The organism is Xanthomonas sp. NCPPB 2250, assembly GCF_056725265.1.
The window spans coordinates 3,504,473-3,528,482 of record NZ_CM161520.1 but is presented as its reverse complement, the minus strand read 5'-3'; the positions used below and the strand labels follow the sequence as shown (position 1 = coordinate 3,528,482).

The 24,010-nt window shown below is 69.8% G+C and carries 20 protein-coding genes; 6 read left to right on the top strand and 14 right to left on the bottom strand.

Annotation, left to right across the window (positions count from 1 at the left end):
* Positions 1 to 209: 209 nt before the first annotated feature.
* From AC1PMG_RS14065 to AC1PMG_RS14055, 3 genes are read left to right on the top strand one after another with little or no spacing between them, the layout of a single operon-like run.
* A complete protein-coding gene (locus AC1PMG_RS14065; RefSeq protein WP_017908325.1) occupies positions 210 to 494 on the top strand; it encodes a YfhL family 4Fe-4S dicluster ferredoxin in 285 nt (94 codons plus the stop codon).
* Complete coding sequence (gene ggt, locus AC1PMG_RS14060) at positions 491 to 2,248, top strand: gamma-glutamyltransferase (RefSeq protein WP_481109300.1); 1,758 nt, start codon at positions 491 to 493, stop codon at positions 2,246 to 2,248. The genes AC1PMG_RS14065 and ggt overlap by 4 nt, the downstream gene beginning before the upstream one ends.
* 46 nt (positions 2,249 to 2,294) lie before the next feature.
* Entirely contained in the window at positions 2,295 to 3,188 is an 894-nt protein-coding gene (locus AC1PMG_RS14055; protein ID WP_481109299.1) for an MBL fold metallo-hydrolase, read from the top strand.
* 12 nt (positions 3,189 to 3,200) lie between these two features.
* Here AC1PMG_RS14055 and AC1PMG_RS14050 read toward each other — a convergent pair whose 3' ends face one another.
* From AC1PMG_RS14050 to AC1PMG_RS14030, 5 genes are read right to left on the bottom strand one after another with little or no spacing between them, the layout of a single operon-like run.
* Positions 3,201 to 4,643 (bottom strand): heavy metal sensor histidine kinase, encoded by a 1,443-nt coding sequence (locus tag AC1PMG_RS14050; protein ID WP_481109298.1) that lies wholly within the window; start codon positions 4,641 to 4,643, stop codon positions 3,201 to 3,203.
* Positions 4,640 to 5,323 carry a heavy metal response regulator transcription factor gene (locus AC1PMG_RS14045; protein ID WP_481109297.1) on the bottom strand — a complete coding sequence of 228 codons (684 nt, stop codon included), beginning with the start codon at positions 5,321 to 5,323 and terminating at the stop codon, positions 4,640 to 4,642. Before AC1PMG_RS14045 ends, AC1PMG_RS14050 begins: the two co-directional genes overlap by 4 nt.
* Positions 5,320 to 8,472, bottom strand: coding sequence for an efflux RND transporter permease subunit (locus AC1PMG_RS14040; protein ID WP_481109296.1), 3,153 nt, complete (start codon positions 8,470 to 8,472; stop codon positions 5,320 to 5,322). Before AC1PMG_RS14040 ends, AC1PMG_RS14045 begins: the two co-directional genes overlap by 4 nt.
* Positions 8,469 to 9,671 (bottom strand): efflux RND transporter periplasmic adaptor subunit, encoded by a 1,203-nt coding sequence (locus AC1PMG_RS14035; RefSeq protein WP_481109295.1) that lies wholly within the window; start codon positions 9,669 to 9,671, stop codon positions 8,469 to 8,471. Before AC1PMG_RS14035 ends, AC1PMG_RS14040 begins: the two co-directional genes overlap by 4 nt.
* A gap of 3 nt (positions 9,672 to 9,674) precedes the next feature.
* Entirely contained in the window at positions 9,675 to 11,162 is a 1,488-nt protein-coding gene (locus tag AC1PMG_RS14030; protein ID WP_481109294.1) for an efflux transporter outer membrane subunit, read from the bottom strand.
* A gap of 187 nt (positions 11,163 to 11,349) precedes the next feature.
* Here AC1PMG_RS14030 and AC1PMG_RS14025 point away from each other — a divergent pair, with 187 nt between their 5' ends.
* Positions 11,350 to 13,080, top strand: a complete 1,731-nt coding sequence (locus tag AC1PMG_RS14025; RefSeq protein ID WP_481109293.1) for a glycoside hydrolase family 9 protein — start codon at positions 11,350 to 11,352, stop codon at positions 13,078 to 13,080.
* Positions 13,081 to 13,105: 25 nt separating this feature from the next.
* On the opposite strand, the gene upp is transcribed toward AC1PMG_RS14025, so the two are convergent.
* The 9 genes from upp to AC1PMG_RS13980 form a co-directional block, all read right to left on the bottom strand.
* Entirely contained in the window at positions 13,106 to 13,738 is a 633-nt protein-coding gene (gene upp, locus AC1PMG_RS14020) for a uracil phosphoribosyltransferase (RefSeq protein ID WP_048489430.1), read from the bottom strand.
* A gap of 124 nt (positions 13,739 to 13,862) precedes the next feature.
* Complete coding sequence (locus tag AC1PMG_RS14015) at positions 13,863 to 16,025, bottom strand: methyl-accepting chemotaxis protein (protein ID WP_481109292.1); 2,163 nt, start codon at positions 16,023 to 16,025, stop codon at positions 13,863 to 13,865.
* A gap of 279 nt (positions 16,026 to 16,304) precedes the next feature.
* A complete protein-coding gene (locus tag AC1PMG_RS14010; RefSeq protein ID WP_153751891.1) occupies positions 16,305 to 16,637 on the bottom strand; it encodes a non-heme iron oxygenase ferredoxin subunit in 333 nt (110 codons plus the stop codon).
* A complete protein-coding gene (locus AC1PMG_RS14005; RefSeq protein ID WP_481109291.1) occupies positions 16,634 to 17,170 on the bottom strand; it encodes a GNAT family N-acetyltransferase in 537 nt (178 codons plus the stop codon). Before AC1PMG_RS14005 ends, AC1PMG_RS14010 begins: the two co-directional genes overlap by 4 nt.
* Before the next feature lie 105 nt (positions 17,171 to 17,275).
* Positions 17,276 to 18,526: a cysteine desulfurase gene (locus AC1PMG_RS14000; protein ID WP_481109290.1), complete on the bottom strand. Its 1,251-nt coding sequence runs from the start codon at positions 18,524 to 18,526 to the stop codon at positions 17,276 to 17,278.
* Positions 18,523 to 19,785 carry a Fe-S cluster assembly protein SufD gene (gene sufD / locus AC1PMG_RS13995; RefSeq protein WP_481109289.1) on the bottom strand — a complete coding sequence of 421 codons (1,263 nt, stop codon included), beginning with the start codon at positions 19,783 to 19,785 and terminating at the stop codon, positions 18,523 to 18,525. The genes AC1PMG_RS14000 and sufD overlap by 4 nt, the downstream gene beginning before the upstream one ends.
* On the bottom strand, positions 19,782 to 20,549 hold the full coding sequence (gene sufC / locus AC1PMG_RS13990) for a Fe-S cluster assembly ATPase SufC (RefSeq protein ID WP_017909660.1): 768 nt from the start codon (positions 20,547 to 20,549) through the stop codon (positions 19,782 to 19,784). The genes sufD and sufC overlap by 4 nt, the downstream gene beginning before the upstream one ends.
* Before the next feature lie 167 nt (positions 20,550 to 20,716).
* Entirely contained in the window at positions 20,717 to 22,159 is a 1,443-nt protein-coding gene (gene sufB / locus AC1PMG_RS13985) for a Fe-S cluster assembly protein SufB (RefSeq protein WP_481109288.1), read from the bottom strand.
* A gap of 15 nt (positions 22,160 to 22,174) precedes the next feature.
* Positions 22,175 to 22,633, bottom strand: a complete 459-nt coding sequence (locus AC1PMG_RS13980; protein WP_481109287.1) for an SUF system Fe-S cluster assembly regulator — start codon at positions 22,631 to 22,633, stop codon at positions 22,175 to 22,177.
* Between the two features lie 196 nt (positions 22,634 to 22,829).
* On the opposite strand from AC1PMG_RS13980, the gene AC1PMG_RS13975 reads away from it, so the two are divergent.
* Both AC1PMG_RS13975 and AC1PMG_RS13970 read left to right on the top strand, forming a co-directional pair.
* Complete coding sequence (locus AC1PMG_RS13975) at positions 22,830 to 23,297, top strand: SET domain-containing protein (protein WP_017909663.1); 468 nt, start codon at positions 22,830 to 22,832, stop codon at positions 23,295 to 23,297.
* A gap of 95 nt (positions 23,298 to 23,392) precedes the next feature.
* Positions 23,393 to 23,938 (top strand): type 1 glutamine amidotransferase domain-containing protein, encoded by a 546-nt coding sequence (locus AC1PMG_RS13970; RefSeq protein ID WP_481109286.1) that lies wholly within the window; start codon positions 23,393 to 23,395, stop codon positions 23,936 to 23,938.
* The last annotated feature ends 72 nt before the right edge of the window (positions 23,939 to 24,010 follow it).

The following is a 24,010-nucleotide window of genomic DNA, read 5'->3' as shown; positions in this document are numbered from 1 at the left end:
AGAAGGGCCTGGGCCTACCGAGACCAGGCCAGCCATTTTCGACGCGGCGACTCTAGGCGTGGCCGCCGCCGGCGTCAATCGCCATGGGCCGTTGGCTGCGCTGATTCCGGTACGGCGGCGATACAGCGTTCCGCGCCGTGGCGCCGCCTTCGCAGGGCCGTCCCGCCCCGATCCGGTAAACTGCCCCGGTCAGTGCCGAAGTGCGCCACATGTCCCTCAAGATCAACGAGCTCTGCGTCAACTGCGACGTCTGCGAGCCGGCCTGCCCGAACCAGGCCATCGCCATGGGCGAGACGATCTACGTGATCGACCCCGCCCGCTGTACCGAATGCGTCGGCCATTTCGACGAGCCGCAGTGCGTGGTGGTGTGCCCGGTGGAGTGCATCGACCCGGACCCGGCCATCCCGGAGACCCACGCGCAATTGCTGGCCAAGCTGCAGCGCCTGCAGCGCGACCACCCCGAGTTGTACCCACAGGAGCCCCCCGCCGCATGAGAAGCCTCGTCCGCCGTGTCCTGCTGCTCGCCCTGGTCCTGACGCCGTCGGCGTGGGCCGAGGCACCGGTCGCCGAGGCGACCGCCACCGCCCCGGCCGCGCATCCGCCCGGCGCCGCGATCGCCAGCGGTCACCGTTTGGCCACCGAGGCCGGCCTGCAGATCCTGCGCGAGGGCGGCAATGCCTTCGACGCCGCGGTGGCGGTGTCCTCGACGCTGTCGGTGGTCGAGCCGATCAGTTCCGGCCTCGGCGGTGGCGGCTTCTTTCTGCTGCACGACGCCAAGACCGGCAAGGACGTGATGCTGGATGCGCGCGAGACCGCGCCGGAATCGGCGACGCCGGCCGCGTTCCTGGACGCCAAGGGCGAGCTGGACCGCGACCGCTCGATCAACGGCCCGTGGTCGGCCGGCATCCCCGGGCTGCCGGCGGCGCTGGTGGAACTGGCGACCAAGCATGGCCGGCTGCCGCTGCGGCAATCGCTGGCGCCGGCGATCCGCATCGCCCGCGACGGCTTCCCGGTGTATGCGCGCATGGCCGAGGGCTATCAGTCGCGGCGCAAGGTGATGGAGCGCTATCCCGGCACCCGCGAGGTCTATCTGCGCAACGGCCGGCCGATCGCCGAGGGCGACGTGTTCAAGCAGCCGGAACTGGCCAATACGCTGCAGCTGCTGGCCGACAAGGGTTTCGACGGCTTCTACCGCGGCGCCACCGCCAAGAAGCTGCTGGCCGGGGTCAAGCAGGCCGGCGGTCGCTGGACTGCGGAGGAACTGGCCGGCTACACGGTCAAGGAGCGCACGCCGATCCGCTTCGACTACAAGGGCTGGACCATCACCACCGCGCCGCCGCCGTCCTCCGGCGGCATCGCCTTGGCCAGCATGCTGCAGATCCTGGAGGGCTACGACCTCAAGACCATGGACCCGGTGCACCGCGTGCACCTGACCGTGGAAGCGATGCGCCGCGCCTACCGCGACCGCACCTTCTTCCTCGGCGATCCGGACTTCACCCACGTGCCGCAGCGCATCCTGCTCAGCAAGGACTATGCGGTGGGCCTGCGCTCGACCATCAACCCGGACAAGGCCACGCCCAGCGACCTGCTGTCGGGCCAGCCGACCCCGCTGGAAGACGACGAGACCACGCATTTCTCGATCATCGATGGCGAAGGCAACCGCGTCGGCGCCACCCAGACGGTCAACCTGCTGTACGGCTCCGGGCTGATCCCCAAGGGCACCGGCGTGCTGCTCAACAACGAGATGGACGATTTCGCGCTGCGTCCGGGCACGCCCAACGCGTTCGGGGTGATGGGCTACGCGGCCAACGCGCCCAAGCCGGGCAAGCGCCCGCTCAGCTCGATGTCGCCGACCTTCATGGAGAACGCGGACAAGGCCATCGTGCTCGGCACCCCGGGCGGCAGCCGCATCATCACCATGGTGCTGCTCGGCATCCTCGGCTACGACGACGGTCTCAGCGCGCAGCAGGTCGCCGCGCTGCCGCGCTACCACCACCAGTGGCTGCCGGACGTGATCGAAGCCGAGACCGGCACCTTCGACGCGGCTACCGCGAAGGGCCTGGAAGCGATGGGGCATACGCTGAAGCTGCCCGGCGACAGCGCCGAGGACGGCCACGGCTCCAGCCACGTCTGGGGCAATCTGCAGACGGTGGAATGGGACAAGCGCCGCAACGTGCTCAGCGGCGGCAGCGACCCGCGCAACGAAGTCGGCAGCGCCGAAGTGCTGCAGACCGCGCCGGTGCCCTGACGCGCGTTTTGCGAATCCCCCAATCCCGAATACCGAATCCCCGCCCATGAAACTCTGGTCCATCCAAGGCAACTCGCAGAAACTCGACGGCGGCGCGATGTTCGGCAACGCGCCCAAGGCGATGTGGCAGCAATGGGCCGCGCCCGACGACGGCAACCGCATCGCGCTGGCCTGCCGCGCGCTGCTGGCCAGCCCGCTGGCCGGCAAGACGGTGTTGTTCGAGACCGGCATCGGCGCGTTCTTCCCGCCGGCGCTGCGCGAGCGCTACGGCGTGCAGGAGGCGCGGCACGTGCTGCTGGATTCGCTGCAGGACGCCGGCTTCGCCCACACCGACATCGACGTGGTGGTGCTGAGCCATCTGCACTTCGATCATGCCGGCGGGCTGCTGGCCGCGTACCGCGAGGGCGCCGCACCGGAACTGCTGTTTCCCAATGCGCAGTTCCTGGTCGGTGCGGCGCACTGGCAGCGCGCGCTGCACCCGCATCCGCGCGACCGCGCCAGCTTCATTCCCGAACTGCCTGGCCTGCTCGCAGCCAGCGGCCGGCTGGAGCTGGTCGAGGGCGACTACTCGCGCGCGCTCGGCGAGGCGGTGCGGTTCCGTTTCAGCGACGGCCACACGCCAGGGCTGATGCTGGCCGAGATCGTCGGCCCCGGCCACGGCGCGGATGGCCTGTCGCACGGCGGGGTGGCGTTCTGCGCCGACCTGATCCCGGGCCGCTCGTGGGTACACGTGCCGATCACCATGGGCTACGACCGCAACGCCGAACTGCTGATCGACGAGAAGCGCGCGTTCCTGGAGGACGCGCTGGCGCGCGACGTGCGCCTGTTCTTCACCCATGACCCGGACTGCGCGCTGGCGCAGTTGCAGCGCGATGCCAAGGGCCGCTTCGTCACCGCGCACGAAGTGCCGGCGCTGCAGGCGCGCGCGCTGGCCGCCTGAACGCAGCGCGGCTTACCAGCGCAGCGCGGCGTGCACTGGCACGCCGCCAGCGGTGCCATCCAGCGCCACCGAAAACCCGATCGTGGTGATGCCGTCGCGGTGCTGCGCGAACACGCGCCCGCCGTGCATGCTCGCCACCGCCTTGACGATGGCCAGGCCCAGGCCATGGCTTTCGCGGCTGTTGGCGCGGGCGGCGTCGCCGCGGTAGAAGCGGTCGAACAGGCGCTCCAGATGCTCCGGCGCCAGCGCCACGCTGGGGTTGGAGAAGGCGATCAGCGCCTCCCCGCCGCGCTGCACGATTTCCACCACGATCGGCGCGGCGCCGGCCGAATGCGTCGAATGCTGGATCGCGTTGTGCAGCAGGTTGGACAGCGCGCGCCGCAGCAGCGATTTCTCGACCGGCACCACCACGTCGCCGCGCACCTCCACCTGCAAGCCGGCCTCGTCCAGCAGCACCTCGAAGAACTCGACGGTCTTGCCGACTTCCTCGGCCAGCGACGCGTCCTCGCATTGCCGTGCGCGCTGGCCCTGCTCGGCGCGGGCCAGGAACAGCATATCGGCGACGATCGCGCGCAGCCGCTCCAGTTCCTCCAGGTTCGACTGCAGTACCTGGCGCAACTGCTGCGCGTCGCGGTGGCGGGTCAGCGCCACCTGGGTCTGGCCGATCAGGCTGGCCAGCGGCGTGCGCAGTTCGTGGGCGACGTCGGCATTGAAGCTTTCCTGCTGCGCGTAGGCGGCATCGAGCCGGTCGAAGGCTGCGTTCAACGAGGCGCCCAGGTCTTCCAGTTCGTGCGGCAGCCGCGGCAGGTCCAGGCGCCGCCGGTCGTGCGGGCCGATGTGCTGGGCGTCGGCCGACAGCCGTTGCACCGGGCGCAGGCCGAGCTTGGCGGTCCAGTAGCCCAGTGCGCCGACCAGCGCGGTGCCGGCCAGCGTCACCAGCGCCAGGGCGATGTCGAAGCGGCGCCGGGTGAGCGCGAACGGCGCGCTGTCCATCGCCGCGATCAGTTGCACCGGCGGGCGTACCGGCGTGGCCGGCAGCGCCTGGCCGATGGCCTGCCACGATTGCGGCTGCGCATCGGCGATGCCCAGCGCCTGCGGATCGCCGATGCGCACCAGGCCACTGCGGCCGCGCGTGGCCGCCGCCATCATCTCGGCGCCGCGTCCGTAGCGGAACGCCGGGTCCTCGCTCCACAGCCAGAAGCGCAGGTCCGGCGCGCTGGAGACGCTGGCCAGGCGCGTGCGCGCATGCGCGGCCAGGTCCGGCGAGCGGCTGTTGACCAGCATGTACTGCACCGCGTCCATGCGCGAGCGCAGCTCCTCGCGCTGGTGGCGGCGCAGCTCATGCTCCAGCACTTGGTGCAGCACCAGCCCGATCAGGGCGAAACCGAGCAGCGCGGTGGCCGCGAACAGGCCGGCCAGGCGCAGCGCGATCGAGGGCCGCGCCGGTGCGCTCACCCGCTCGCGTCCTCGCGTTCTTCCAGCACGTAGCCCATGCCGCGCACGGTGTGCAGCAGCGGGGCGTCGAACGGCACGTCGATCTTGGCGCGCAGGCGCTTGATCGCCACTTCCACCACGTTGGTGTTGCTGTCGAAGTTCATGTCCCAGACCATCTCGGCGATCGCGGTCTTGGACAGGATCTCGCCCTGGTGCCGGGCCAGCGTCGCCAGCAGCGCGAACTCCTTGGCGGTCAGGTCCAGCCGCTGCCGGCCGCGCATGGCCTTGCGGCTGATCATGTCGATCTGCAGGTCGCCCACGCGCAGCAGCGTGCTTTCCTGGGCGCGGCCGCGCCGCGCCAACACCTGCAGCCGCGCCAGCAGTTCGATGAAGGAGAACGGCTTGATCAGGTAGTCGTCGGCGCCCTCGCGCAGGCCCTTGACCCGGTCCTCGACGCTGTCGCGCGCGGTGAGCATGATCACCGGCGTGCTCTTCACCGAACGCAGCGAGCGCAGGATGGCGAAGCCGTCCAGGCCCGGCAGCATCGCGTCGAGCACGATCACGTCGAAGTCGTAATGCAGGGCCAGGTGCTGGCCGTCGATGCCGTCGTAGGCGACGTCGACCGTGCAGCCCTGTTCGCTCAACCCCTGCTGCAGGTAGTCGGCGGTCTTGCGCTCGTCCTCGACGATCAGCACCTTCATGGCTGCAGCGCCTCCGGTGCGGTGGTGCGTGCGCGACGTGCCTGGCGCCGCTGCAGGTACCAGCCGTGCAGGCGGTCCAGGTACAGGTACACGATCGGCGTACTGAACAGGGTCAGCAGTTGCGACAGCAGCAAGCCGCCGACCATCGCATAGCCCAGCGGCCGGCGCAGTTCCGAGCCGGCGCCGTGGCCGAGCATCAGCGGCAGGCCGCCGAGCAGTGCGCACAGGGTGGTCATCATGATCGGCCGGAAGCGCATCAGGCAGGCCTCGAAGATCGCATCGCGCGAGGACAGCCCGCGTTCGCGTTCGGCATGCAGGGCGAAGTCCACCATCATGATCCCGTTCTTCTTGACGATGCCGATCAGCAGGATGATGCCGATCATCGCGATCACGCTCAAGTCGTAGCCGCCGGCCATCAGGATCAGCAGCGCGCCGACGCCGGCCGAGGGCAGGGTGGAGAGGATGGTCAGCGGATGGATGTAGCTCTCGTAGAGCAGGCCGAGCACGATGTAGACCGCGATCAGCGCCGCCAGGATCAGGTACGGCTGGGTGCGCAGCGAGGCGCTGAACGCCTGCGCCGTGCCCTGGAAACTGCCGCTGAGCGTGGCCGGCACCCGCAACTGCGCCTGGGCCTGCTGGATCGCGTCCACCGCATCGCCCAGCGCCGCGCCCGGCGCCAGGTTGAAGGAGATGGTCACCGCCGGGAACTGGCCCTGGTGGCTCACCGACAGGTAGCCGGTCCCGCTGGTGTCGAGCGTGGCGAAGGTGGACAGCGGCACCTGCTTGCCGGTCAACGGCGAGGTCAGGTACAGCCGCTGGAACAGCGACGGATCGCCCTGCAGCGCCGGCGTCACCTCCAGCACCACGTGGTAGCTGTTGAGCTGGGTGAAGTACTGCGCGACCTGGCGCTGGCCGATGGCGTCGTTGATGGTCGCGTCGATCTGCTGCGGGGTGATGCCGAAGCTGGCCGCGCGCTGCCGATCGATGGTCAGGCTGGCGATCGGCGCGGCGTTCTGCTGGTCGGAGGCGACGTCGGTGAGTTGCGGCAGCGCCCGGAACGCCTTCAGCAGCTGCGGCGCCCAGGTGTTGAGTTCGTCCAGGTTGGCGTCGGTCAGGGTGTATTGGTACTGGGTGCGGGCCAGGCGGCCGCCGACGTTGATGTCCTGCCCGGCCTGCATGAACAGGGTGACGCCCTGCACGTGCGCCAGGCGTTTGCGCAGCCGCGCGATCACCTGGTCGGCGCTGGCGGTGCGGCCCGCGTCCTTGGGCTTGAGCGCGATCGAGAAGGTGCCGGAGTTGAAGGTGCTGGCACCGGTCTGCATGCCGAAGGACAGCACGTCCGGGTCGCGGCGGATGATGTCGGCCAGTTGCAGCATGCGCGTGCGCATCGCCGCCGAGGACGAGTCCTGCGCCGAGTCGGCGGTGCCGGAGATGAAGCCGGTGTCCTGCTGCGGGAAGAAGCCCTTGGGCATCACCACGAACAGCGCCACGCTGGTGGCCACGGTCAGCAGGAAGCTGGCGAGGGTCAGCCGCGGGTGCCGCAACACCGTCTCCAGGCCGCGCCGGTACGCCGCCAGCAGCGCGTCGAAGCCGCGCTCGAACGCGCGCGCCAGGCGCCCCTGCGCCTGCTCGGCGTGCGGCTTGAGCAGGCGCGCGCACAGCATCGGGGTCAGGGTCAGCGACACCAGCAGCGACACCAGGATGGTCAGGCTCACCGTCACCGCGAACTCGCGGAACAGCCGGCCGACGATGCCGCCCATCAGCAGCAGCGGGATGAACACCGCCACCAGCGACACCGAGATCGAGACCAGGGTGAAGCCGATCTCGGCCGCGCCCTGCAGCGCCGCCTGCAGCGGCGCCATGCCGTCCTCGATGTGCCGGTAGATGTTCTCCAGCATCACGATGGCGTCGTCGACCACGAAGCCGACGGCGATGGTCAGGCCCATCAGCGACAGGTTGTCCAGGCTGTAGCCGAGCACGTACATCAGCGCGGCGGTGCCGAGGATCGCCAGCGGCACGGTCAGGCTCGGGATCAGGGTGACCACCGCGCTGCGCAGGAACACGAAGATCACCGCCACCACCAGCACGATCGACAGCAGCAGGGTGAACTCCACGTCCCTGACCGAGGCGCGGATGTTCTGCGTGCGGTCGGCGAGGATCTTGACGCTGACGCTGGGCGGGATCGACGCCATCAGCTTGGGCAGCGCGGCCTTGACCTGTTCCACCGTGTCGATGACGTTGGCGCCGGGCTGCTTGGTGATGGCGATCATGATCGCGCGGCCATCGACGATGCCGCTGTCGGCCGGCGCGGCGGCGCCGGCGAAGCCCCAGGCGGCGATCTTGGCGTTCTCCGGCCCGTCCACCGCGGTGCCGACGTCGCGCACGCGGATCGGCGCGCCGTTGCGCCAGGCCAGTACCGCGTCGTTCCAGGCCTGGCTCTGCAGCAACTGATCGTTGGTGGAGACGGTGAAGGCCTGGCGCGCGCCGTCGATCAAGCCGGTGGCCGCGTTCACCGTGGTGGTGGCGATCACCGAGCGGATGTCCTCCATGCTCAGGCCCAGCGCTGCCAGCTTGGCCGGATCCACCTGCACGCGCACCGCCGGTTTCTGCGCACCGTACAGGTTGACCAGGCCGACCCCGGAGATGCGCGAGATCTGCTGCGCCAGCACGTTGTCGGCGTAGTCGTTGACCTGGGTCAGCGGCAACACCCGCGACTGCACGGCCAGGATCAGCGACGCCGATTCGGCCGGGTTGATCTTGCGGAAGCTCGGTGCGCTCGGCAGCGCGCTCGGCAACTGTCCGGATGCGGCGTTGATCGCGGTCTGCACGTCGAGCGCGGCGGCGTCGATGTTGCGGTCCAGGTCGAACTGCAGCGTCACCTGGGTCGAGCCGAGCGCGCTGGTCGAGGTCATCTGGCTCAGGCCGGGGATCAGCGACAGCTGCCGCTCCAGCGGCTGCGCCACGTTCGAGGCCATGGTCTGCGGGCTGGCGCCGGGCAGGCTGGCCGAGACCTGGATGGTGGGGAAATCGACCTGCGGCAGCGGCGCCACCGGCAGCAGCGGCCAGGCCACCAGGCCCAGCAACAGCAGTGCCATGGCCAGCAGCGAGGTGCCGATCGGGCGTTTGATGAAGGCCGCCGAGACGCTCACGCGTGCGCTCCCGCCGTGGCCGGTTTGGTGTGCTTGGCCGGCTTGGCTTCGACCACCTTCGCTCCCGGGTGCAGCCGGTACTGCCCATCCACCACCACGCGCTGCCCGGCCTGCACGCCCTGGCCGATCACGGTCTCGCCATCGGCCTCGTCCAGCACCTGCACCGGCTGGTCGCGCACGCTGCCGTCGTTGCCGACCACGTACACGAACTCGCCGTCCTGGCTGCGCTGCACGGCCGCGCTCGGCACCACCAGCGCGCCGGCGCGCATGCCCAGGGTGATGCACGCGTCCACCGTCTGCCCCGGCCACAGCGTGTGCCCGGGATTGGGAAAGTGCGCCTTCATCGCGATGGTGCCGGTGCTGGTGTCGATCTGGTTGTTGAGCAGGGCCAGCGTGCCGTGCGCCAGCACCTGTCCGCTGCCGTGTTCGACGGCGTCCACGCCCACGCTGTCCGGGGCGGCATGCAGCGCGTGGTTGATCTGCTGGAACGCGCTTTCCGGCAAAGTGAACTGCACCGCGATCGGGTCGATCTGGTTCAGTACCACCAGGCCTCCGGCATCGCTGGCATGGACGATGTTGCCCGGATCGACCAGGCGCGCGCCGGCACGTCCGTCGATCGGGGCGCGGATGGTGGTGAAGTCCAGTTGCACCCGCGCGCTGTCGATCGCCGCCTGGTCGCTCTGCAGGGTGGCGCGCAGCTGCGTGACCAGCGCCTTCTGCGTGTCCAGGGTCTGGCGGGTGGTGGCGTTGTCCTGCAGCAGTTGCGTGTAGCGCTGCAGGTCGGCCTGCGCATTGCCCAGCTGTGCCTTGTCCTTGGCCTGTTGCGCGGTGGCCGCGGCCAGTTGCGCCTGGTCGGTTCGCGGATCCAGCCGCGCCAGGACCTGCCCGGCCTTGACGTCCTGGCCCTCGCCGAAGCCCACGTCGATCAGTTGCCCGTCGATGCGCGAGTGCACGGTCACCGAGGCGATCGGCAGCACCGTGCCGATCCCGGTCTGGCGGATCGGTACGTCCTTGCGCAGCACCGGTGCGCTGGTCACCGGCACCGGTGGCGTGGCCGCGGCGGGCGCGTGGCGGGGGCGCAGCCACAGCACCAGCAGCAGCGCGACCAGCAACGCGGCGACGACGACCGGCCAGCGTCGCCGCCGCGTGGCACGGCGCGATGATGGAGCGGCGGGGCGGGTGGGCGCGGCGGTGGACATGGGTTACTCCGGGGCGACAGGAGCCGGCGTGGCGCCCGGCGAGGCGCCACGCACGGCGGGGAGATTGGCGCTGTCCCAGTCGCCGCCCAGCGCGACCAGCAGCGCGACCTGGGCGCCGAACTGGCGCGATTGCACCTGCAGCAGGGTGCGTTGCGCGTCCAGCGCGTTGGCCTGCGCGGTGATGACGGCGCTGTACAGCGCAGTGCCGGCGCGGTACTGGTCCATCAGCACGCGTTCGGCCTGTTGCGCGGCGTCGGCGGCGCTGCGCTGTTGCTGCTGTTCGCGCGCCAGTTCGCGTGTGGCGGCGAGCTGGTCCTCCACGCTCTGGAACGCGCTCAACACGGTTTGCCGGTAGCTGGCCGCGGCCGCATCGAAGCTGGCTTGCGCCTGCGCGCGTTGCGCGTGGCGGGCGCCGCCGTCGAACAGCGTGCCGGCCAGCGCCGCGCCCACCGCCCAGACTTGGTTCGGCACGCTCAGCAGCGAGGCCAGCCCGGCGCCGTCGTAGCCGCCGCTGGCGCTCAGCGACAGGGTCGGGAACCACGCCGCCACGGCGATGCCGATGCCGGCGTTGGCCGCGGCCATGCGCCGTTCGGCGCCGGCGATGTCCGGGCGCCGCTGCAGCAGCATCGAGGGCAGCGCCTCCGGCGTCGGCGGCAGCGCCGGCAGCGGTGCGTCGCTGGCCGCCAGCGAGAACTCGGAAGGGGGGCGGCCGAGCAGCACCGCCAGCGCGTGATCCAGTTGCCGGCGCGACAGCGCCAGCTCGGTCGACGCGGCTTCGGTGCTGTGCAGGGTGGCTTCCGCTGCGGCCACGTCGGCGGCGCTGGCGACGCCGGCGCGCACCCGCGCATGGGTCAGCCGCAGCGCGTCGCGATCACCGGCCAGGGTGCGCTGGTACAGCGCCAGGGTCTGGTCGTCGAAGCGCAGCTGCAGGTAATCCGCCACGACCGCGGCCTGCAGCGACAGCCGTGCCTGCGCCAGATCGGCGGCGCTAGCCTGGGCATTGTCGCCAGCCTGTTCGACGCTGCGCCGGATCCGGCCCCAGAAGTCCGGCTCCCAACTGGCGCTCAGCCCCAGCGTATCGGCGGTGCGCAGCCCCGGCTTGGGCGTGACGGTGCGCTCGCGCGTGGTCGCGGCCTGCACGCCCAGGGTCGGCGCCTCGGCCGCCCGCGCGCTGCCGACCAGCGCCTGCGCCTGCCGATAGCGTGCCTCGGCCTGGCGCAGGGTCTGGTTGGCGCGGTCGGCCTGCGCGACCAGGGCATCCAACTGCGGATCGCCGTAGCGGGTCCACCATGCCTCCGCCGGGTCGGCCGCGGTCGGCGCGGCAGGCGTCCAGTGGCCATCGGCCTCGGCGAAGGGCTGCTGCGCGGCGGCCGGCGGCGCCGGCCGCACGTAGTCCGGGCCGGCCATGCAGCCGCCGAGCAGCAGCGCACTCAACAGCGGCGCGAGCGGCGCCAGGCGGCGGGAAACGGGCGGTGGGGGCAGGGCGGTCACGGGGCGGCGCCGGCAGCGGGGACAGGCCGTCACCGTAGGCGCCGCATGGCGACCCCACGCTGACGCCTCACTGACGGCGCTGTCAGAAACGCTGCATGCGGCCGTCCAACGCCGCGTCTTGAACCGCTCCCAGCGCGTCCGCAACGTGGCGCTTGCAGCCGTCATCATGGCCGGCCAGTATCGGCGCATGAAGCTGCCCCATGCCCTGTCCTGCCTGTTCCTCGCCTGCCTGTTGCTGGGCGGCTGCACCTCGCATGCCGACACCACCGTGCCGTCGCCGATCCGCCTGAACCAGGTCGGCTTCCTGCCTGCCGCGAGCAAGCTGGCGGTGGTGCCGGATGGGCATGGCGACGCGTTCTCGATCGTGCGCGCCGACAGCGACGAGGTGGTGCTGCGCGGCACCCTCGGCGCCGCCGCGGCGTGGCCGCCGGCGCAGCAGACGGTGCGCATCGCCGATTTCTCCGCATTGCGCACGCCGGGCCGCTACCGCCTGCAGGTCGACGGCCTGCCGCCGTCGGACAGCTTCGCCATCGGCGAAGACGCCTACAACGCGCTGTCGCGCGCCGCGCTCAAGGCCTACTACTACAACCGCGCCAGCACCGCGCTGGACGGCGCCTACGCCGGCCGCCACGCGCGCGCCGCCGGCCATCCCGACGACCATGTGCTGGTGCACGCCTCGGCGGCCTCGCCGGAGCGGCCGGCCGGCACCGTGATCGCCGCGCCCAAGGGCTGGTACGACGCCGGCGACTACAACAAGTACGTGGTCAGCTCCGGCATCACCGTCTATACCCTGCTGGCCGCCTACGAGCAGTTCCCCACCTACTTCAGCACGCACCCCGAAGGCATTCCCGACAGCGGCGGCGACGTGCCGGACATCCTGCGCGAGGTCGACTGGAACCTGCAGTGGCTGCTGGCGATGCAGGATCCGCACGACGGCGGCGTGTACCACAAGCTGACCAACCTGGACTTCGCCGGCATGCAGATGCCGGACCAGGCGCGCGCGCCGCGCTACGTGGTGCAGAAGAGCACCGCGGCCACGCTCGACTTCGCCGCGGTGATGGCCCAGGCCAGCCGCATCTACGCGCCGTACGACGCGCAGTTCGGCGGCATCTCCACGCGCATGCTGGAGGCCTCGCGGCGCGCCTGGGCCTGGGCGCAGGCGCATCCGGATGTGGCCTACCGGCAGCCGGCCGACGTGCACACCGGCGCCTACGAGGACACCCGGTTCGACGACGAGTTCGCCTGGGCCGCCACCGAGCTGTACCTGGCCACCGCCGACGACGCGTTCTACGAGGCGGCGATGGCGCGCAATGTGCCGGCCAGCGTGCCCGACTGGCGCCAGGTCGGCGGGCTGGCGTGGATGTCGCTGGCGCAGCACCGCGCGCGGCTGACCCCGCGCGCCGACCAGGCGCGCATCGCCGGCGAGATCGAGGGCCTGGCCGATCATCTGGTGCAGGTGTGGCAGGGCTCGGCCTGGCGGGTGACGATGCGCGACGCCGATTTCCACTGGGGCAGCAACGCCACCGCGATGAACCAGGCGATGATGCTGCTGCAGGCCTACCAGCTGCAGCACAAGCCCGAATACCTGCAGGCCGCGCAGTCGCAGCTGGACTACGTGCTCGGCCGCAACCCGCTGGGCATGTCCTTCGTCACCGGCATCGGCGCGCGCTCGCCGATGCACATCCACCATCGCATCTCCATCGCCGACGGCGTGGCCACGCCGGTGCCGGGATGGCTGGTCGGCGGCCCGCAGCCGGGGCAGCAGGACGCCGACGCGTGCAAGCACGCCTATGCGTCGACGCTGCCGGCGCTGTCGTACCTGGACAGGGAATGCAGCTACGCCACCAACGAAGTGGCGATCAACTGGAATGCGCCGCTGGTGTACGTGAGCGCCGCGCTGCAGGTGTTGCAGCGCTGATGCTGGACGGCGCGGATGGCGCCGCTTAGCCCAGGCGGGTGCCGAAGATGCGGTCGCCTGCGTCGCCCAGGCCCGGCAGGATATAGCCCTTCTCGTTGAGATGGTCGTCGATGGCGGCGGTGTACACCTCCACGTCCGGGTGTGCCGCTTCCAGCGCCTGCAGGCCTTCCGGCGCGGCGACCAGGAAGATGCCCTTGATTCGCCGCGCCCCGGCGCGCTTGAGCATGTCCACGGTGGCGATGAGGGTGCCGCCGGTGGCCAGCATCGGATCCAGGATCAGCGCGTCGCGCTCCTCCAGTCGTCCGGTGAGACGTTCGAAATAGGGCACCGGCTGCAGCGTCTCCTCGTCGCGCTGCAGGCCGACCACGCTGACCCGCGCCGCGGGGATCAGTGCCAGCACGCCGGGCAGCATGCCCAGTCCCGCGCGCAGGATCGGCACCAGGGTGATCTTGGCGCCGGCGATGCGCTGCACCTGGGTCGGGCCGGCCCAGCCGTCCATGGTGTGGGTCTCGGTCTCCAGGTCGGCGGTGGCCTCGTAGCCGAGCAGGGTGCCCAGTTCAGTGACCAGCTCGCGGAAGCCCTTGGTGCTCAGCGCCGCGTCGCGCAACAGGCCGATCTTGTGCTGTACCAGCGGGTGGCGGACTTCGACGATCTTCATGGGCGCGCTCGCAAGGGGGAGGCGCACAGTGTGCCGCAGCCGGCTCCGGCGCCGCCAGGTGTCGGCGCCAGCGCACGGCCGGTGACGCGCCGGGAAGACGCATCACCCGCCGTGCCGAGGCGACTCAGGCCGCGGGGTCGAGCACCTCGGCCGCGCGCGTGCGTGGCGCTGTTGCGCTGCGCGTCGCGGTACTGCGGGTGTCGATCTTGAACAGCGCCACCGCCTGGGTGAGTTGGCCGGCCTGGTCTTCCATCGAGCGCGCCGCCGCCGTGGCTTCCTCCACCAGCGCCGCATTCTGCTGGGTGGCCTCGTCCATCTGGGTGACGGTCTGGTTGACCTGCTCGATGCCCGCCGACTGTTCCTGCGACGCCGCCGAGATCTCGCCCATGATGTCGGTCACCCGCTGCACCGAGCCCACGATCTCCTGCATGGTCTTGCCGGCTTGGTCGACGAGAGCGGAACCCTCGGCGACGCGGCCGACCGAGTCGTCGATCAGCGTCTTGATCTCCTTGGCGGCGTTGGCCGAGCGCTGCGCTAGCGTGCGCACTTCGCTGGCGACGACCGCGAAGCCGCGGCCCTGTTCGCCGGCGCGGGCCGCTTCCACCGCCGCGTTCAAGGCGAGGATGTTGGTCTGGAAGGCGATGCCGTCGATGACGCTGATGATGTCGGCGATCTTGCGCGAGGAGGCCTCGATGCCGCTCATGGTCTCGACCACCCGACCCACCACCGCACCACCCTGCGAGGCGACCGAGGCCGCGCCCACGGCCAACTGGTTGGCCTGGCGCGCGTGCTCGGCGTTCTGCTTCACGGTGGAGGTCAGCTCCTCCATCGAGGCGGCAGTTTCTTCCAGGCTGGCGGCCTGTTGTTCGGTGCGGCGCGACAGGTCGTCGTTGCCGGCGGCGATCTCTGTGGCGGCGGCATTGATGCTGACCGCCGCGGTCTGGATGCGGCCGACGATGCCGGTCAGCTGTTCGACGGTGGCGTTGGCATCGTCGCGCATGGTGGCGAACACGCCGTGGAACTCGCCTTCCATGCGCGCGGTGAGGTCGCCGGCGGCGATGGCCTGCAGCAGGGCCGACAGCTTGCCGAGGTTGTGGTCGCTGACCTCCATCATCGCGTTGAGGTCCTGCACCATCAGCCGGAAATCGTGCTGGAAGTGCGCGGCATCGCCGCGGGCACTGAAGTCGCCGGCGGCTGCCGCCGCGGCCAAGCGCTTGATCTCGGTGTTGATCGCCAGCAGGCTGGCCTTGGCCGCATCCATGGATTCGTGCAGCACCGCGCGGCTGCCGGGCAGGCGGCGGGCGTCGCGGCGCAGGTCGCCGTTGGCGTATTCGTTGAGCACGCCGATGGCGTCGACGATGGCGTCCAGGTGCTCGAACATCATGGTGTTGATGCCCTTGCTCAATTCGCCATACACGCCGGGGAAGTCCTGCGGCATGCGGTGACTGATGTCCTTGTCGGCGTGGAGTTCGATCATCAACGCGGTCTCGCCGGAGAAACGCTGCAGCTGGGTCTGCATGCGGTCCATCGCCAGCAGCAGGCGGCCGGGCTCGTCGCGCGCGTCGGTGCTCACGTCGTTGTCCAGGCGGCCGTCGGCAATCGCCTCGGCAGCGTGGGTGGCGCGGCTCAGTGGCACGGTGAGGCTACGGGTGATCAGCCAGGCCAGCAGGCTACTGGCCAGCACGGCTGCGATACCTCCGCCGATCAACATCGCCCGGCCGCGTGAGATGTGGCTCACCGCAGCGTCATAGGCCTCGGCGCTGAGCTGGTGTTGTAGCGCGACGTTCTGGCGGATCTTGGCCTGCCACGCCAGCGTGGCAGGACGCGACTGCTCGCGCAGCAGTGCCTGCGCGCGCTGGTAGTCCCCCGCGGTGGCGGCTTCCATCACGGCGTTGTTCAACGGCCGCGCGATCTTCTGCAGACGATCGATCTCCGTGCGCAGGACCTGGCCAGCCGGGGTGGTCGGCATTGCGTAGAGCGTCGTTCGCTCCTCGTCGTAATGCGCGCGCTCGCGCTGGATCAGCGCCAGGGAACTGGCGGCGTCGTCCGCGCTCGAATGATTGGCATACGCGCCCAGTGCGATCAGGATGGCCGAGTTCGCATCCAGCATGCCGCTGGACAGTTCGATCTTCTTGACGTTGCCGTGCACGATGATATCCAGCTGCTTACGCGCGCCGGTCATGGTGATCAGCCCGGCAACCACCAGGAGACCGGAGATGAGGATCAGGATGCCGAAGGCGGCGGAAAGGCGCTGGCTGACGTTGAAACGCTGCAGGAAGGCGGTCATGGGAATTCCTCGTGAGAATGCGGTCCAGAAGCGGTGTGTGGCGGCCCTTCGATTAAATAAATTTCCTTTTGCAATAAACTTCCATGGCAATTGAGACGCAGAACGTAATTTGTCTACAGACATAGCGGCACGTTGCCGCTAGATCTTTAGCGACTCCAAGTGCTTGAAGGGGCTTGAGTTTGGTGCGCGCGCAGGAGCAATGAAGCGACAGGCGCATGCTGTCCGGCTAAACACGCCGCGGCACAACCGTATTGGGATAGGCGCGCGCGCGCCGCTCGCTCAGCCGCGGTCGTCGCGGGTCCACAGCCCGCCGTGTTCGGACTTCACCGGAAACTTCGGCACCGGACCATAAGCCGGCGCGCACAGTGCGCGGCCGTCGCGCACGTCGAAGCGGGCGCCATGCAGCACGCACTCGATGCTGCCGGCGGCGGCATCGAAGGTGCCCGGCGACAGTTCGTAGTCCTCGTGGCTGCAGCGGTCTTCCAGCGCAAAGAACTGGCCATCGAAGTTGAACACCACGATCGGCGTGTCGGTCACTTCGTCCCACACCGTCTTCATTTCGCCGGGCGCCAGTTCGCCGTCGGCGCAGACGAACGTCCAGGTCTCGCTCATGCGGCACCGCCCAGCGGCTTTTCCAGCACCTCGAAACGCAGGTCGTCGCGGCGGGGCAGGCCGAAGCGCGCGTCGCCGTACGGAAACGGCTTCTTGATCCCGGTGCGGCGATAGCCGCGGCGCTCATAGAAGGCGATGAGTTCCTCGCGCAGGTCGATCACGGTCATCCGCATCAACGGCAACTGCCATTCCTGCCAGGCGATGCGTTCGGCCTCGGCCAGCACGGTCTTGCCCAGGCCGCCGCCCTGCGCCTGCGGCTGCACCGAGAACATGCCGAAATAGCCGGCGCCGTCCTCGTCGGCGACATGCGCGCAGGCGATCAGCTCGCCATCGCGTTCGGCCAGCAGCACCAGGCTGCGCGGGCGCAGGATGTCGGCGCGCAGCACCTCGCGGTCGATGCGGTGGCCGTCGAGCAGGTCGGCTTCGGTGGTCCAGCCGACGCGGCTGCTGTCGCCACGATAGGCCGAGGTGACCAGGGCGGCGATGGCGTCGAGATCGTCGACGGTGGCGGTGCGGAAGGTGAGGGTGTGCATCGGCCGATTTTAAGCCCCGTGGCCGGGATTCGGGAGTGGGGATTGGGGATTCGCCAAGGCGGCGCTTTTACGAATCCCCAATCCCGAATGCCCAATCTCGGCGCTTCAGCCCAACAGCTTGCGTACCTTCAACAGCGCCGCCACGAAACGCTCGATCTCGGCGTGCGTGTTGTAGAACGCCAGCGAGGCGCGGCAGGTGGCGGCGACGCCGTAGAACTGCAGCAGCGGGTGTGCGCAGTGCTGGCCGGAGCGCACCGCCACGCCTTCCAGGTCGAGCAGGGTGGCCAGGTCGTGGGCGTGGGCGCCCTCGATCAGGAACGAGACCACCGCGGCCTTGCCGGGCGCGGTGCCGAACAGGCGCAGGCCGTCGATCCGCTGCAGTTCCTCGGTGAGGTGCGCGAGCAGTTCGGTCTCGCGCGCTTCCACGTGCTGCAGTCCGAGCGTCTGCAGATAGTCCACCGCCGCGCCGAGGCCGACGAAACCGGCGATGTTGGGGGTGCCGGCTTCGAACTTGTGCGGCGGGTCGTTGAACACGGTGCCGTCGAAGCTGACTTCCTTGATCATCTCGCCGCCGCCCAGGAACGGCGGCATCGCCTGCAGGTGCTCGCGCCGCGCCCACAGCGCGCCGGTGCCGGTCGGGCCGCACATCTTGTGGCCGGTGATGGCGTAGAAGTCGCAGCCGATCGCGGCCACGTCCAGCGGTCGGTGCGGGGCGGCCTGCGAGCCGTCGATGACGCTGACGATGCCGCGCTTGCGCGCCTCGCGGCAGATCTCGCGCACCGGGTTGACCGTGCCCAGTACGTTGGAGACATGCGCCAGGGCCAGCAGCTTGACGTCGGCGGTCATCGCCGCGCGCAGCGCGTCCAGGTCCAGCGCGCCGTCGGCGGTGATCTCGGCGACCTTGACCGTGGCGCCGGTGCGCTGCGCGACCAGTTGCCACGGCACGATGTTGGCGTGGTGCTCCATGCGCGACACCAGGATGGTGTCGCCGGCGCGCAGCCGCGGCAGTGCCCACGAGTACGCCACCAGATTCAGCGCGAAGGTCGCGCCGCTGCACAGCACCAGCTCCTCGGCGCGCACGTTGAGGAAGCGGGCCAGCCGGGTCCGTGCGCCTTCGTAGGCCTCGGTGGCCTCGCTGCCGAGCGCGTGCACCGCACGGCTGACGTTGGCGTTGTGGCGGCGATAGAACGCGTCGGTCGCCGCGATCACCTGCAGCGGCTTCTGCCCGGTGTTGGCGTTGTCGAAGTACACCAGCGGCTTGCCGTGCACTTCCCGCATCAGCAGCGGGAAGTCGCGGCGGACCGCATCCCAGTCCGGCGCCTGCGGCGTGGCGCTGTGCGCGGCGGGCCCGGTCATGCCACGCCCGCGTCGCTGAGCGCCCGCTCCAGCCGCGCCAGCAGGCCTTCGCTCAGTGCCGGCTCCAGTGCGCGCAGCGGTTCGCGGCAGAACGCGGCGGTCAGCAATTGCTGCGCGCGTTCCTGCGGCAGGCCGCGCGAGCGCAGGTAGAACAGCGCATTGGCATCGAGCTGGCCGACGGTGGCGCCGTGCGCGGCCTTGACCTCGTCGGCGTCGATCACCAGCACCGGCTGGGTATCGATCTCGGCGTCGGCGGACAGCAGCAGGTTCTTGTTCGACAGCGCCGCGTCGGTGCCGTCGGCGCCGTGGCGGATGCGGATGCCGCCATGGAAGGCCACGCGGCTGCGCCCGGTGGCGACACCGCGCCACAGCAGTTCGCAGGCGGTGTCGCGGGCGATGTGCTCGATGCCCAGGCGGGTGTCGAGCTGGCGCCGGCCGTTGCCGAGCAGCACGCCGTTGGCGACCAGCCGGGCGTTGTCGCCCTCCAGGCGCACGTTGAGTTCGTGCCGGGCCAGCGCGCCGCCCAGTTCCAGGTCCACGCGCCGGTAATGCGCGTCGCGCGCCAGCACCGCATCGGTGCGCAGCAGCGCGGTGACGCCGGCCGCCTCGTCCTGCACGCGTGCGTGGCTCAGTTGCGCGCCGGCGGCCAGGTGCACGTGCGCCAGGCTGTTGCTCAGGTGCGCTGCATCGCCGTCATGCAGGTGATGCTCGACCAGCGCCAGCGTCGCGTCCTGGCGTAGTTCGATCAGGTGGCGGTGGTGCCAGGCCAGGTCCGCCTCGGCGGCGGTGGAGACGAACACCAGGTGCAGCGGCTGCTCCACGCGCACGCCGGCGTCCACCCGCAGTACGTAGCCTTCGTCGGCGAGGGCGGCGTTGAGCTGGGCGAACACCTCGTCGCTGCGTTCGAAGCGGCGGCCGAGGAAGCGCATGGCATCGTCGCCGCTGCGCAGGATGGTCGACAGCCGCTGCAGCTCCACCCCGGCCGGCAGGCCGCTCAGGTCCGACAGCGCATCGCTGGCGCGGCCGTTGACGAACACCAGGCGCGGCGCCGGGATAGCGTCGAGCAAGGCCGCGTCCACCGCCGGCGCGGTCTGTGGTGCAGGCGCGAAGCTGCGCCGTTCCAGTGCGCGCAGCGAGGTGTACTTCCAGGCTTCGCTGCGCGTGCCGGGCAGGCCGTCGCGCAGCGCCTGCTCCAGCGGCGCGCGGCGTGCGGCGTCGCCGTGGAACGCGGCGGCCAGCGAGTCGAGCAGGGCGCTCATTGCACCGCCGCCTCGGGCGCCACGCGCTCCTTCAGCCAGGCATAGCCGTGCGCTTCCAGCTCCAGCGCCAGCTCGGGGCCGCCGGTCTGCACGATGCGGCCGTCGGCCAGCACATGCACCACGTCCGGCTTGATGTAGTCGAGCAGGCGCTGGTAGTGGGTGATCACCACGAACGCGCGCTCCGGCGAACGCAGCGCGTTGACGCCTTCGGCCACGGTCTTGAGCGCATCGATGTCCAGGCCGCTGTCGGTCTCGTCGAGGATCGCCAGCTTCGGTTCCAGCACCGCGAGTTGGAAGATCTCGTTGCGCTTCTTCTCGCCGCCGGAGAAGCCTTCGTTGACGCCGCGATGCAGCAGCTCGTCCTTCAGGTGCAGCACCGCCAGCTTCTGCCGGACCAGCTTGAGGAACTGCATCGAATCCAGCTCGGCCTCGCCACGCGCCTTGCGCTGCGCGTTGAGCGCGGCGCGCAGGAAGTAGGTGTTGTTCACGCCGGGGATTTCCACCGGGTACTGGAAGGCCAGGAACAGGCCGGCAGCGGCGCGCTCCTCCGGTTCCAGTTCGAGCAGGTCGGCGTCATCGAAGCGCACGCTGCCATTGGTGACTTCGTAGCCGTCGCGGCCGGCCAGCACGTTGCCCAGGGTGGACTTGCCGGCGCCGTTGGGCCCCATGATGGCGTGCACTTCGCCGGGCTTCACCTGCAGCGACAGGCCCTTGAGGATGTCCTTGCCGGCGACGGAGGCGTGGAGGTTTTCTATGGTGAGCATGGGGTAGTCCATCAGAATTCTTGATGTAGCCCCTCTCCCGCCAGGAGAGGGGTTGGGGTGAGGGTGCGGTGCGGGCGAAGCATCTTGGAGTTGGGTGCACGAGGCTGCGCCCGTACCCTCATCCGGCGCTTCGCGCCACCTTCTCCCAGGGGGAGAAGGAAGAGGCGTCAGCCCACCGAGCCTTCCAGCGATACTTCCAGCAGCTTCTTGGCTTCCACCGCGAACTCCATCGGCAGTTCGCGGAACACCTGCTTGCAGAAGCCGTCGACGATCATCGACACCGCGTTTTCCTGGTCGATGCCGCGGGCGCGGCAGTAGAACAGCTGATCGTCGCTGATCTTGGAGGTGGTGGCCTCGTGCTCGACGGTCGCGGTCGGATGCTTGACCTCGATGTACGGGAAGGTGTGCGCGCCGCATTGCTTGCCGATCAGCAGCGAGTCGCACTGGGTGTAGTTGCGCGCGCCCTCGGCGCTGCGCTCCACCTTGACCAGGCCGCGGTAGGTGTTCTGCCCGCGGCCGGCGCTGATGCCCTTGCTGACGATCTTGCTCTTGGTGCGCTTGCCGACGTGGATCATCTTGGTGCCGGTGTCGGCCTGCTGGCGGTGATGGGTCAGCGCCACCGAGTGGAACTCGCCCACCGAGTCGTCGCCCAGCAGCACGCAGGACGGGTACTTCCAGGTGATCGCCGAGCCGGTCTCGACCTGGGTCCAGGTGATCTTGCTGCGCGCGCCGCGGCACTCGCCGCGCTTGGTCACGAAGTTGTAGATGCCGCCGCGGCCTTCCTCGTCGCCCGGGTACCAGTTCTGCACGGTGGAGTACTTGATCTCCGCGTCTTCCAGCGCCACCAGCTCGACCACCGCCGCGTGCAGCTGGTTCTCGTCGCGCATCGGCGCGGTGCAGCCTTCCAGGTAGGACACGTAGGCCTTGTCCTCGCACACGATCAGGGTGCGCTCGAACTGACCGGTGTGGCCGGCGTTGATGCGGAAATAGGTGCTCAGTTCCATCGGGCAGCGCACGCCCTTGGGGATGAACACGAAGCTGCCGTCGGAGAACACCGCCGAGTTGAGCGCGGCGAAGAAGTTGTCGCCGACCGGCACCACGCTGCCCAGGTACTGCCTGACCAGCTCCGGATGCTCCTTGATCGCCTCGGACATCGAGCAGAAGATCACGCCCTTCTCGGCCAGTTCCTTGCGGAAGGTGGTGCCGACCGAGACCGAGTCGAACACCGCGTCCACCGCCACGCCGGCCAGCTTGGCGCGCTCGTGCAGCGGCACGCCCAGCTTGTCGTAGGTGTCCAGCAGCTCCTTCGGCACCTCGTCCAGCGAGGCGTACTTCGGGCCCTTGGGCGCGGAGTAGTAGCTCAGCGCCTGGAAGTCGATCGGCGCGATGTCCAGCTTGGCCCAGTGCGGCATCGGCATCTTCAGCCAGTGCCGGTAGGCGGCCAGGCGCCACTCGGTCATCCATCCCGGCTCGTCCTTCTTCACGGACAGGGCGCGCACGACGTCCTCGTTCAGGCCGGGCAGGAACGAATCGGATTCGATGTCGGTGACGAAGCCGGCGTCGTAGCGACGTCCCAGCCGTTCCAGGATTTCAGCGTTTTCGGTGGCCATGGGGCTGCCTACAGGTCAGGTGGTCGCGAACCGCACGGCAATGAGACGCCGTTTCGGATCGCCGGAGGGGGGGAGGGGATGGAGCATCTGCGCCAGGGTCACGCCGCGCAGCGCGTCGGCGACCACGTCGTTGATCAGCCGCCAGTTGGAGCGCACGCCGCAGGTCTGGGCGATGCTGCACTGGCTGCCGTGGTGGCTGCATTCGGTGATCGCCAGCGGGCCTTCCATCGCCTCGACGATCTGGATCAGTGTGATGGCGTCGGCCGGGCGTGCCAGCCGATAGCCGCCGCGTACGCCGCGCAGGCCCTCGACCAGGCCGGCCTGGGCCAGCGGCTTGAGCAGCTTGCTGACCGTGGGCGGCTCCAACCCGGCCTGTTCGGCAAGTTCGGTCGCGCTCAGCACTTCGTTCGGACGCGCGGCGAGCACGGTCAGCACGACGGTGGCGTAATCGGTGAGCTTGGTGACGCGGAGCATGGCGACGCGGTGGTTTTTCAATGCGGACCGAAATTGTACTCTTTTGCGCCGCAGCGTCCAACCGGGCCATTCATCTTTTCTTTCGATCGCGGCGATTCGGGGATCGCAGCGGCCGTGGTCGCCGGACCGGGAGGCGCGGGCTTGGGATCGCGGGCGATGTGCGCCAGAATCTAGGCTTTCCTGTCCGGATCGCCGCATGCCCCGCAAGATCGCCGCCCGCAAGTCCCGCATCCATGGCAACGGCGTGTTCGCCGTGCTGCCGCTCAAGAAAGGCGAGCGGGTCATCGAGTACAAGGGCCGCCGCCGCAGCCACGCCGAGGTCGACCGCGACGAGGCCGGCGACGTCGAGACCGGGCACACCTTCCTGTTCACCCTCAGCGACGACTACGTGATCGACGCCAACTACGAGGGCAACGACGCGCGCTGGATCAACCACAGCTGCGCGCCGAACTGCGAGGCGGTGATCGTCGAGGCCGAGGGCGAGGACCGCCGCAAGGACAAGGTGGTGATCGAGGCGCTGCGCGACATCAAGCCCGGCGAGGAACTCACCTACAACTACGGCATCACCCTGGCCGAGCGGCACACGCCACGGTTGAAGAAGATCTGGGAATGCCGCTGCGGCGCCAAGAACTGCACCGGCACCATGCTGCAGCCCAAGCGCTAGGCCGCATCCTGCCTGCACGCCGCGCCGACGCGCGGTTCACGGCACTGCCACCGGTGCGTTTCTACGGTGGGACTCCCCTACTCGAGGAGTGTCCCATGAGCCCAATGCCTTCCCTTGCCGGCAAGCAGGTGGCTGTCCTGGCCACCGACGGTTTCGAACAGTCGGAACTGCAGGAACCCAAGCGCCTGCTCGAATCCTGGGGCGCCCAGGTCGACGTGATCGCGCCGGGCGATGCCGACAGCATTCGCGGCTGGAACAAGAAGGATTGGGGCGACAGCGTGCCGGTGGACAAGCGCCTGCAGCAGGCCCAGGCCGGCGACTACGACGCGCTGGTGCTGCCGGGCGGGGTGATCAATCCCGACAACCTGCGCACCGAGCCGACGGCGATCGCCTTCATTCAGTCCTTCGCCAGCGCCGGCAAGCCGGTGGCGGCGATCTGCCATGGCCCGTGGCTGCTGGCCGAAAGCGGGCTGGTGCGCGACCGCCAGGTGACCTCGTGGCCGTCGCTGAAGACCGATCTGTCCAATGCCGGCGGGCGCTGGGAGGATCAGGAAGTGGTGGTGGACGGCAATCTGATCACCAGTCGCAAGCCGGACGACATCCCGGCGTTCGCGCAGGCGGTGGCCAAGGCGCTGGGCTGAGCCCCGGCGATTCGCCTGCGTCGCCGCGATGGCGGCGGATGCGGGAGCCCCCGGAAACAGGAGCGGCGGCCG

Excerpts from the sequence above, each read along its gene's own strand:
- AC1PMG_RS14065 (WP_017908325.1), top strand. The coding sequence starts at position 210 with ATGTCCCTCAAGATCAACGAGCTCTGCGTCAACTGCGACGTCTGCGAG.
- ggt (WP_481109300.1), top strand. The coding sequence starts at position 491 with ATGAGAAGCCTCGTCCGCCGTGTCCTGCTGCTCGCCCTGGTCCTGACG.
- AC1PMG_RS14055 (WP_481109299.1), top strand. The coding sequence starts at position 2,295 with ATGAAACTCTGGTCCATCCAAGGCAACTCGCAGAAACTCGACGGCGGC.
- AC1PMG_RS14045 (WP_481109297.1), bottom strand. The coding sequence starts at position 5,323 with ATGAAGGTGCTGATCGTCGAGGACGAGCGCAAGACCGCCGACTACCTG.
- AC1PMG_RS14035 (WP_481109295.1), bottom strand. The coding sequence starts at position 9,671 with ATGTCCACCGCCGCGCCCACCCGCCCCGCCGCTCCATCATCGCGCCGT.
- AC1PMG_RS14025 (WP_481109293.1), top strand. The coding sequence starts at position 11,350 with ATGAAGCTGCCCCATGCCCTGTCCTGCCTGTTCCTCGCCTGCCTGTTG.
- upp (WP_048489430.1), bottom strand. The coding sequence starts at position 13,738 with ATGAAGATCGTCGAAGTCCGCCACCCGCTGGTACAGCACAAGATCGGC.
- AC1PMG_RS14015 (WP_481109292.1), bottom strand. The coding sequence starts at position 16,025 with ATGACCGCCTTCCTGCAGCGTTTCAACGTCAGCCAGCGCCTTTCCGCC.
- AC1PMG_RS14010 (WP_153751891.1), bottom strand. The coding sequence starts at position 16,637 with ATGAGCGAGACCTGGACGTTCGTCTGCGCCGACGGCGAACTGGCGCCC.
- AC1PMG_RS14005 (WP_481109291.1), bottom strand. The coding sequence starts at position 17,170 with ATGCACACCCTCACCTTCCGCACCGCCACCGTCGACGATCTCGACGCC.
- AC1PMG_RS14000 (WP_481109290.1), bottom strand. The coding sequence starts at position 18,526 with ATGACCGGGCCCGCCGCGCACAGCGCCACGCCGCAGGCGCCGGACTGG.
- sufD (WP_481109289.1), bottom strand. The coding sequence starts at position 19,785 with ATGAGCGCCCTGCTCGACTCGCTGGCCGCCGCGTTCCACGGCGACGCC.
- sufC (WP_017909660.1), bottom strand. The coding sequence starts at position 20,549 with ATGCTCACCATAGAAAACCTCCACGCCTCCGTCGCCGGCAAGGACATC.
- sufB (WP_481109288.1), bottom strand. The coding sequence starts at position 22,159 with ATGGCCACCGAAAACGCTGAAATCCTGGAACGGCTGGGACGTCGCTAC.
- AC1PMG_RS13980 (WP_481109287.1), bottom strand. The coding sequence starts at position 22,633 with ATGCTCCGCGTCACCAAGCTCACCGATTACGCCACCGTCGTGCTGACC.
- AC1PMG_RS13975 (WP_017909663.1), top strand. The coding sequence starts at position 22,830 with ATGCCCCGCAAGATCGCCGCCCGCAAGTCCCGCATCCATGGCAACGGC.
- AC1PMG_RS13970 (WP_481109286.1), top strand. The coding sequence starts at position 23,393 with ATGAGCCCAATGCCTTCCCTTGCCGGCAAGCAGGTGGCTGTCCTGGCC.